Genomic DNA, 8,912 nt, shown 5'->3' on the forward strand with positions numbered 1-8,912 from the left:
AGCATGACCCTGTATAAGCGTCATTCTTTTGTCGTTTTTGGAATTTTGATCGGAAATGAAAGATGTTAAATCAACTGATTAAGTTTTTTCTTTACAACCGTCTGGTGACGGTACTTATATTAATATTTCTGCTGGGCTGGGGTATAGTAACTTCTCCCTTTGATCTGGGATTTGGTTTTCTTCCTCAAGATCCGGTAGCCGTAGATGCTATCCCGGATATTGGCGAAAACCAGCAGATTGTCTTTACCGAATGGAAAGGCCGTTCTCCGCAGGATGTGGAAGATCAGATCACCTACCCCCTCACTACTGCCATGCTGGGGATGCCCGGTGTAAAGACCATTCGCAGCTCTTCTGCATTCGGCTTTTCCAGCATCTACATCATTTTTGATGAAGACATAGAATTTTATTGGAGTCGTTCGCGCATTCTGGAGAAGCTCAACGCTTTACCCTCCGGCACGCTGCCCGAAGGTGTGCAACCTTCATTAGGACCAGATGCTACCGCGCTGGGTCAGATTTACTGGTACACCCTGGAAGGAAGAGATGAGCAGGGTAATGTGACCGGAGGCTGGGATCTGCAGGAACTTCGTTCCGCTCAGGATTATCTGGTACGTTATGCTTTGGCCTCTGCCGAAGGCGTATCTGAAGTAGCCTCCATAGGCGGTTATGTCAAAGAATATCAGGTAGAGATTGACCCGGATGCGCTCAAAGCACATGGTGCTACGCTGGCGCAGGTGGCTGAAAGTGTCCGTAACAGCAACCTGGATGTAGGAGCAAGGACCATTGAGATCAACAATGCCGAGTATTTTGTAAGAGGACTGGGCTATATTGAAAACCTGGAAGACCTGGAGAATGCGGTGGTAAAAGTTGAAAACAATACACCTTTACGCATCAAAGACGTCGCCAGAGTACAGTACGGACCTGCAAATCGTCGAGGAGTACTGGATAAGGCTGGAGCTGAAGTGGTAGGAGGAGTGGTGGTAGCCCGCTATGGCTCTAATCCTTTGCAGGTCATCAACAATGTAAAAGAAAAGATTGCGGAAATAGAAGGTGGCCTACCTACCAAAACTTTGGAAGATGGTACGGTTTCCCACATAGAAATTGTTCCTTTTTACGACCGTACGCAGCTGATACAGGAAACTTTAGGTACCCTGGAAGAAGCACTCTCTCTGGAAATCCTGATCACAGTCATCGTCATTATTGTGATGGTGGTCAACCTGCGGGCTTCACTGCTGATTTCTGCTTTACTGCCTCTGGCAGTACTCATGTGCTTTATTGCCATGCGCTATACCGGTGTTGTGGCTAATATTGTCTCCCTTTCGGGTATTGCTATTGCCATTGGTACGGTGGTAGACGTAGGAATTATCCTTTCTGAAAACATCCTCAAACATATAGAAGCCAACAGGAATACCGGTAAATCTTATCTGGATATCGTGTATGAAGGTACGATAGAAGTGGCATCCGCCATTGTGACGGCAGTGGCTACTACCATCATCAGCTTTATTCCGGTGTTCAGCCTGCAGGCGGCCGAGGGCAAGTTATTTACCCCACTGGCCTTTACTAAAACCTATGTGCTGGCAGCTTCCGTGTTTATCACGCTTATCATCATGCCTACTTTTGCTTACTGGTTCTTTTCCATCAGAATCCACAAGAAAAAGCTCAGCATGACTATCAACCTTTTGATCACGGCAATAGGTTTGGTAGCATTAGTTTCAGGTTTGGTATGGGCAGGTGTATTTCTGATGCTGATTGGGATAGTGAATTTTCTGGCTGCCTGGGATCATCCCACACTACTGTGGGCATCTACCTATCGGCTGTGGATTAATATTGGTATTACACTGGCGCTGATTACCTTCTGGCTTACTGCGGAATGGTTGCCATTAGGAGCAGGTGTTAGTCTTTTCCTTAACTTCATTTTTGTAATTTTAGGGATTGCTCTGATTCTGGGTAGTTTCCTTCTGTTTTACCACTACTATACAAGGATTCTACGTTGGTGTCTCAGGTACAAAGCGGTATTTCTCTTCATTCCTGCTATGCTCGTACTCTGGGGAGCCGTTATCTGGCAGGGCTTTGATGGGGTATTTGGTGCCATTAGCCGTGGCTTGGAGAAGGTAAATGTGAATATGCGCGGCACTGCTTTCTATTCTGATTTGCAACATGCTTTTCCCGGAATAGGAGAGGAGTTTATGCCCGCCCTGGATGAAGGCGCTTTTCTGCTGATGCCTACCTCTATGCCGCATGCGGGGATTGAAGAAAATAAAGCCACTCTGCAAAAACTGGATATGATGGCTACCGCCATTCCCGAAGTGCAGTCGGTGGTGGGTAAATTAGGAAGAGTAGAATCAGCTTTAGATCCGGCACCTATCTCTATGTACGAGAATATCATCAACTACAAAAGTGAATACCTGACTGATGAAAATGGTCGGCGTATGCGTTTCCGCACCAATGATGAGGGAAATTTCTTGCTGCAAAAGGAAGATACAGTAACTGCAATTACAGCAGCAGAAGCCCCTTATATAGACACAGATTTATTGATACCTGATGAAGATGGACAGTATTTCAGGCAGTGGCGGGATGAAATTCAGTCACCCGACGATATTTGGGGTGAGATTGTCAAGGCTACACGCTTACCGGGCGTTACTTCGGCACCCAAACTACAACCTATAGAGACGAGACTGGTAATGTTGCAAACCGGTATGCGTGCGCCTATGGGGATCAAAGTGAAAGGGCCGGATCTGAAAACGATTGAAGCTTTTGGTCTGGAACTGGAAGGCTACCTCAAAGAAGTACCGGCAGTCAAAGCAGAAGCAGTCTTTGCCGAAAGGATAGTAGGTAAGCCTTACATGGAAATACGGATTGACCGCGAGAAGATAGCTCGCTACGGACTGAGTATTCAGGATGTGCAGAATTATATAGAAGTGGCTATTGGCGGAATCATGTTGGACATGAGTGTGGAAGGCAGAGAACGCTATCCTATCAGGGTACGCTACCCGCGCGAGTTACGGGATGACCCTGAGCAGATCATGCAAATCCTGATACCTACGCCTACTGGTACCCAAATTCCCTTGGGCGAAGTGAGCAGGGTTGATTATGTTCAGGGTCCACAAATGATCAAAAGTGAAGATACATTTTTAGTTTCTTATGTGTTGTTTGACAAAAGTGACGGTTATTCAGAGGTGGAAACGGTAGAAGCTGCTCAAGTTTATTTGCAGCAAAAAATAGACAATGGTGAACTGGAAGTTCCTGCCGGGGTCAGCTATCGCTTTTCTGGTAGTTATGAAAATCAGATCAGGGCGGCACAGCGACTGAGCATCGTCATACCCCTCTGTCTGCTGGTCATCTTTCTGATCCTCTACTTTCAGTTCCGTTCGGTCACTACTTCACTGATGGTATTTAGTGGCATTGCAGTAGCTTTTGCCGGAGGTTTTATCCTGATCTGGCTGTACGGTAACGACTGGTTTTTCAACTTTTCTCTCTTAGGAACCGATATGCGCGACCTCTTTCAGGTCAAGACGGTTTACCTCAGCGTAGCCGTTTGGGTAGGTTTTATCGCCCTCTTTGGTATCGCTACTGATGATGGCGTATTGATTGCCACTTATCTGGACCAGTCTTTTGACAGAAACAGAACCAAGACAATTCCTGAGATCAGAGCTGCGGTAGTAGAAGCCGGACAAAAAAGAGTACGTCCGGCCCTGATGACCTCAGCTACCACCTTGCTGGCATTATTACCAGTACTTACCTCTTCAGGACGCGGTTCGGATATTATGATTCCTATGGCCATACCTATCTTCGGCGGAATGTGTGTCGCATTAATTACGCTTTTTGTTGTGCCTACGCTTTATTGTTGGAGAGAAGAGAAGCGAGTTCAAGATTCAAAGTTGAAAGTTTGAAGTTTAGAAAATTGAAATAAGATAATAAATAAAGACTATAGTCAGATGATGGAGTTACATCAGAAACAACAAGTTAGGCTTAACAACTTCATCACAGCCACTAAAAACACGAAAAAATGAAACTGTCCATAACAATTTATTTTCTATTGTTTCTACTTATTTCTGTTATACTATCGGTAGAAGTTAAATCTCAGTCTTTATCAGCATACATGAAAGTTGCTGCTGAAAACAATCCCGGTTTAAAGGCAAAGTATCAGGAGTATCTTTCAGCTTTAGAAAGGTCTCCACAAGTAGGTGCATTGCCTGATCCGAGACTGAGTTTTGGCTATTTCATCAATCCTGTGCAAACCAGAGCCGGTGACCAGGTGGCACGTATCTCTTTGGAGCAAATGCTGCCCTGGTTTGGAACATTGAATGCCCGAAAAGACGCAGCCACGCAAGAAGCCAAGGTACGTTTTGAGGAATTCATGCAGTTACGGAATGAGCTGTACTTTGATATAAAAAAGGCTTACTTCCAGCTTTACAATATCCAACAGGATATCAGGCTTAGCAAGGAGAATATTGAAATCCTTAAATCGTATGAACGGATAGCTACCCAGAAATATGAAAACGATCTTGGTACGATGGTAGATATTCTGAGAGTGCAGATGCAAATCAGAAACGAAAGAAATAAATTGCTTACGCTGGAAGAAAATCTTACTGCTCAGTATGCCCGGTTAAATGCGCTGCTCAACAGAACACTTGATGCGACTTTAGAAATTCCTGAGGATTTACCCTCATCTTTTGGTTTGATAGACAAAGATAGCTTAAGAGCTCAGGTGCTGGAAAACCATCCTTCTTTGAGTGTGCTTAGTGAAGAAAGTGGATTGCTGGAACGGGAAGCACGTCTTGCGGATTTAAGCAGCAGGCCGGAAATTGGCGTAGGCCTGGACTATGGATTCATGAGGGCACGGACAGATATGGAAGTGCCCGATAATGGAATGGATATGATCATGCCCATGGTGAGTCTGTCAATTCCTGTGTTTAATAATGGAAAGTATACGGCTGCCCGTCAGGAGGTGAAGTTCAGGCAGGAAAATAATGTGTTGGCCACTGAATCTCAGCAGAATGCGCTGATGGCTACTTTGGAAACTGCATATAGCGATTTTCAAATTGCTCAAAATAAAATTAAGCTGTATGAAGCACAGATTGAAAGTACACAACAGGCCATCAATATTCTTAACAATGCCTATGAAACTACCAATAAGAATTTTGAGGATGTGCTGGATTTTCAGATTCAGTTGTTGGAATATAGAATTATGCTGAATGATGCTTTGACAACAGCAAGAATTGCACTTGCCAAACTGGATGAACTCACCGCCGTGGAAATTATTATGAATAATGAGGAATGATAAATTAATAGACATGATGAAAAATAAATTATACTTCAACCTTATAGCCTTAATGATGTTGCTCATAGCCACAGCAGCATGTAATTCTGCAAGCCAGCAGGAAAATGGAGAGACATCTGCACAGACCAATGCACAGCAGGAAGAGCAGTCCGGACCATTGAGTAAAGTAGAGTTGAAAGACCTGGAAGGAAATACTATTAACCTTGATGATTATTCTGGAAAAACTATCGTGCTCAACTTCTGGGCTACATGGTGCAAGCCCTGTATCATAGAGATGCCTTCTATGCAAGAAGCACGAACTGCTTTGGGAGATGATTTCGTGTTTTTACTGGCTTCCGATGAAAGCATGGAAAAGATCAGTAGCTTCAAAGCACGTCAAAACCTAGATTTGCCTTTTGTACAGCTACAATCCGGTGTGCAAAACCTTCAGATTACCGCCCTGCCTACTACCTGGATCATCAAAGATGGAGAAGTGGTCAGTGAAATTATTGGCGCACGGGAATGGAATACGGAAGCACACATTCAGGAACTGAAAAGCCTATGAAAACCTATGCACTTATATTGCTGAATCTGGCTTTCCTTGCCTGCCAATCCCCTTCTGCCTCTGAAACAGAAGAGAAGCAGTGGAACATGAAGTCTGTCGTCTCACCAGCTTCTTTACAAAGTGGCGAACCAAACTTGTTTGTTGCTGAAAATGGAGAAGTGTACCTCTCATGGATTGAAGAAACGCAGAATGGTGAGCATGCCTTAAAATTTTCCAGTTGGGAAGGTACAAAATGGTTTACGCCTCAGACTATCGCTCAGGATAGGGGGTGGTTTGTTAACTGGGCTGATTTTCCTTCCATAGCTGTAAACAAAAACCTGATGGCAGCTCACTGGCTAGCCAAAAGTGGTAAAGGTACCTACGATTATGAAGTGAATGTAGCCCTTTCTGAAGATCAGGGAAAAAGCTGGTCGGAGCCCTTTGTACTCCATCGGGATAGTATTTCTGCCGAACATGGCTTTGTGACGATATTGCCCTATGAAGATGAAATGTTCGCTGTTTGGCTGGACGGCCGTTTTACCAAAAGTCATAGTCACAATGAACATGGCCAAGAAAACAGAGGAGCTATGACCTTGCACAGCACCACCTTTGATGAGGCTGGCAATATAGGTGATGAGGTGGAACTGGATCATCGCATTTGCGATTGCTGTCAGACAGATGCTGTGATTACAGATCAGGGAGCAGTAGTTGTCTATCGTGATCGTACAGAAGAAGAAGTTCGGGATATTTACATCACCCGTGAGCAGGGTGGAGAATGGACTGAAGCGCAGGCTGTTTATGCTGATGGCTGGCAAATCAATGCCTGTCCGGTAAATGGCCCGGCCATTGCTGCCCAGGGCCAGGGTGTGGCGGTAGCCTGGTTTACGGCTGCTGATAATACGCCTAAAGTTCAACTGGCTTTTTCGGAGGACTATGGAGCTACTTTTGGCAAGCCTGTCCGACTGGATCACGGAAATCCTTTGGGACGTGTGGATGTTATCATGCTGAATGAAACTTATGCGATGGTCAGTTGGCTGGAAGCACTGGATGGAGGAGCGGAGATTCGTTCAGCAATTATTGATAAAAAATTAAATGTGATAGCCGACAAAAGCATGGTTAATACCGCTTCTTCCCGTTCCAGTGGCTTTCCGATTATGGAAAAAGCAGGTGAACAGGTATTCTTTGCCTGGACGCATGTAGATGAGCAAAGTTCAAAGATTATGACCGCATTGTTAGACATGAATGAAATACTGCCATGACACTCAAATCAAAAACGATACTTAGATATATATTAATGCTTGGCATAGGCATGATACTTGGTTGGATATTTTTTGTCCCACCCCATGTGGAGACTGCCGAACATGAGCACGAGTTTGTACCTACCGAGACTGCAGAAGGAACCATATGGACCTGTTCCATGCACCCTCAGGTGCGACAGAACGAACCCGGTCAGTGTCCTATTTGTGGTATGGATCTGATTCCTCTGGAAGAGGATGAGGCTGCCACAAACCCTTATCAGCTTACCATGAGCGCGGATGCTGTAAAGCTGGCCAATGTGCAGACTACCAAAATTGGTACAGCCGGTACGTATGCCGATGAAACTAAGGATTTACAGCTCACTGGAAAGATCGAGATGGATGAAACCCGGGTGAATGCCCAGACTGCCCATTTTGCCGGGCGTGTGGAGAAAATGTACATCACCTATGAAGGAGAGCGTGTGGAAAGAGGTCAGGTGATTGCTTTAATTTATTCTCCCCAACTGGTCACTGCCCAGCAGGAGTTACTGGAAGCCAAAAAGTTTCAGGCCAGTAATCCCAGTTTATTTGAGGCGGCTAAGCGAAAGCTTAAGTACTGGAAGCTCTCCGATGTTCAGATTGAGCAGGTGATAGAAAATGAAAAAATCATTTCTTACTGGCCGCTAAGGGCTAACGCTTCTGGTATTGTGACCAGTATCAATATAGAAACTGGCGAGCATGTGACGGAAGGCGCTGTAATTTACGAAGCTGCTGACCTGACCCAACTGTGGGCTGTGTTTGACGCTTATGAAAGCAATCTCAACTGGATCAAAGAAGGGGATGTCATCAGCTTTAGCGTAGCTGCCTATCCTGATAAGGAGTTTAAAAGTGAAGTTACTTTCGTTGACCCATTTATTGATCCTCAAAGCAGAGTGGCTAAAGTGAGAACGGAGGTGCAGAATGCAGAGGGATTATTGAAGCCAGCCATGTTTGTTCGCGGAAGCCTGAGTAGTGATCAGGCCAAAGAAATTACGGAAGGACAGAAAAGTGAATTGTTAGTGCCTAAATCTGCCGTCATGTGGACCGGCAAACGTTCAGTGGTCTATGTAAAAGTTCCTCAAACTAATGTGCCTACCTATGAGATGCGGGAAGTTTCTTTAGGAGCAAGTCTGGGAGATGCCTACCTGGTGGAAGAAGGGCTTGCTTCGGGAGAAGAAGTGGTGACTAATGGTACTTTTACAGTAGATGCCGCTGCTCAGCTCAACAACAAAGCCAGCATGATGAACCGCAATATCCAGGTGAAGTCCTCGGAGACTTTGCCTAATGAGTTGAACATGAAAGTGCCTGATTTTGTAATGGCTACTCCTGAAGCTTTTCGTGAGCAATTGCAGGATATGCTGGAAGATTACCTAGCGTTGAAAGACGCTTTGGTAAGTTCTGAAAAGGAACTAGCGCAGCAAAACGCGGCTGATATGCTGACTTCTCTTCAGAAAGTAGATATGAGCCTTTTGCCTCATGAGCCGCATATGTACTGGATGGAAAGGCTGGAAGAGATTACAACTTCGGCTAAAGCGATTGGGAACACAGAAAACATAGATACGCAAAGAAAAAACTTTAAAAGCTTGTCTGCCGGAGTCATTAAAGTGGCAAAAGCATTCGGAACGGCAGAAAAATTGTATATTCAGTATTGCCCCATGGCAGATGATGATGAAGGGGCCAACTGGCTTAGCCAGTCAGAAGAAATCCGCAATCCGTATTATGGTGACATGATGCTGAGCTGCGGAAATGTAGAAGATATTTTGGTGGTGTTTTAAAAAGTATGATGCTCTAAATAATTGACAGCCAGAGACATTAGCGGTAGATTAGTATGTTATGA

At 44.9% G+C, this 8,912-nt stretch carries 5 protein-coding genes; all 5 read left to right on the forward strand.

The genetic code is table 11. The annotated features are described in order from the left end of the window. The first annotated feature begins 62 nt into the window (after window positions 1-62). The 5 genes from WJR50_RS17450 to WJR50_RS17470 all read left to right on the forward strand — a co-directional run bounded on the left by WJR50_RS17450 (window position 63) and on the right by WJR50_RS17470 (window position 8,850). Window positions 63-3,887 carry an efflux RND transporter permease subunit gene (locus WJR50_RS17450; RefSeq protein ID WP_341294589.1) on the forward strand — a complete coding sequence of 1,275 codons (3,825 nt, stop codon included), beginning with the start codon at window positions 63-65 and terminating at the stop codon, window positions 3,885-3,887. A gap of 116 nt (window positions 3,888-4,003) precedes the next feature. Continuing rightward, on the forward strand, window positions 4,004-5,278 hold the full coding sequence (locus tag WJR50_RS17455; RefSeq protein WP_341294590.1) for a TolC family protein: 1,275 nt from the start codon (window positions 4,004-4,006) through the stop codon (window positions 5,276-5,278). A 13-nt stretch (window positions 5,279-5,291) separates the two neighbouring features. Further along, window positions 5,292-5,822: a TlpA family protein disulfide reductase gene (locus tag WJR50_RS17460; RefSeq protein ID WP_341294591.1), complete on the forward strand. Its 531-nt coding sequence runs from the start codon at window positions 5,292-5,294 to the stop codon at window positions 5,820-5,822. Continuing rightward, on the forward strand, window positions 5,819-7,060 hold the full coding sequence (locus tag WJR50_RS17465) for a sialidase family protein (protein WP_341294592.1): 1,242 nt from the start codon (window positions 5,819-5,821) through the stop codon (window positions 7,058-7,060). The genes WJR50_RS17460 and WJR50_RS17465 overlap by 4 nt, the downstream gene beginning before the upstream one ends. Beyond that, window positions 7,057-8,850, forward strand: a complete 1,794-nt coding sequence (locus tag WJR50_RS17470; RefSeq protein WP_341294593.1) for an efflux RND transporter periplasmic adaptor subunit — start codon at window positions 7,057-7,059, stop codon at window positions 8,848-8,850. The genes WJR50_RS17465 and WJR50_RS17470 overlap by 4 nt, the downstream gene beginning before the upstream one ends. Window positions 8,851-8,912 lie beyond the last annotated feature (62 nt).

It is taken from the genome of Catalinimonas locisalis (assembly GCF_038039535.1).
In the GTDB taxonomy this organism is placed as follows: Bacteria; Bacteroidota; Bacteroidia; order Cytophagales; family Cyclobacteriaceae; genus Catalinimonas.

Bases quoted from the DNA above. Each gene is read 5' to 3' on its own strand.
- WJR50_RS17455 (WP_341294590.1), top strand. From the start codon at position 4,004: ATGAAACTGTCCATAACAATTTATTTTCTATTGTTTCTACTTATTTCT.
- WJR50_RS17460 (WP_341294591.1), top strand. From the start codon at position 5,292: ATGATGAAAAATAAATTATACTTCAACCTTATAGCCTTAATGATGTTG.
- WJR50_RS17465 (WP_341294592.1), top strand. From the start codon at position 5,819: ATGAAAACCTATGCACTTATATTGCTGAATCTGGCTTTCCTTGCCTGC.
- WJR50_RS17450 (WP_341294589.1), top strand. From the start codon at position 63: ATGTTAAATCAACTGATTAAGTTTTTTCTTTACAACCGTCTGGTGACG.
- WJR50_RS17470 (WP_341294593.1), top strand. From the start codon at position 7,057: ATGACACTCAAATCAAAAACGATACTTAGATATATATTAATGCTTGGC.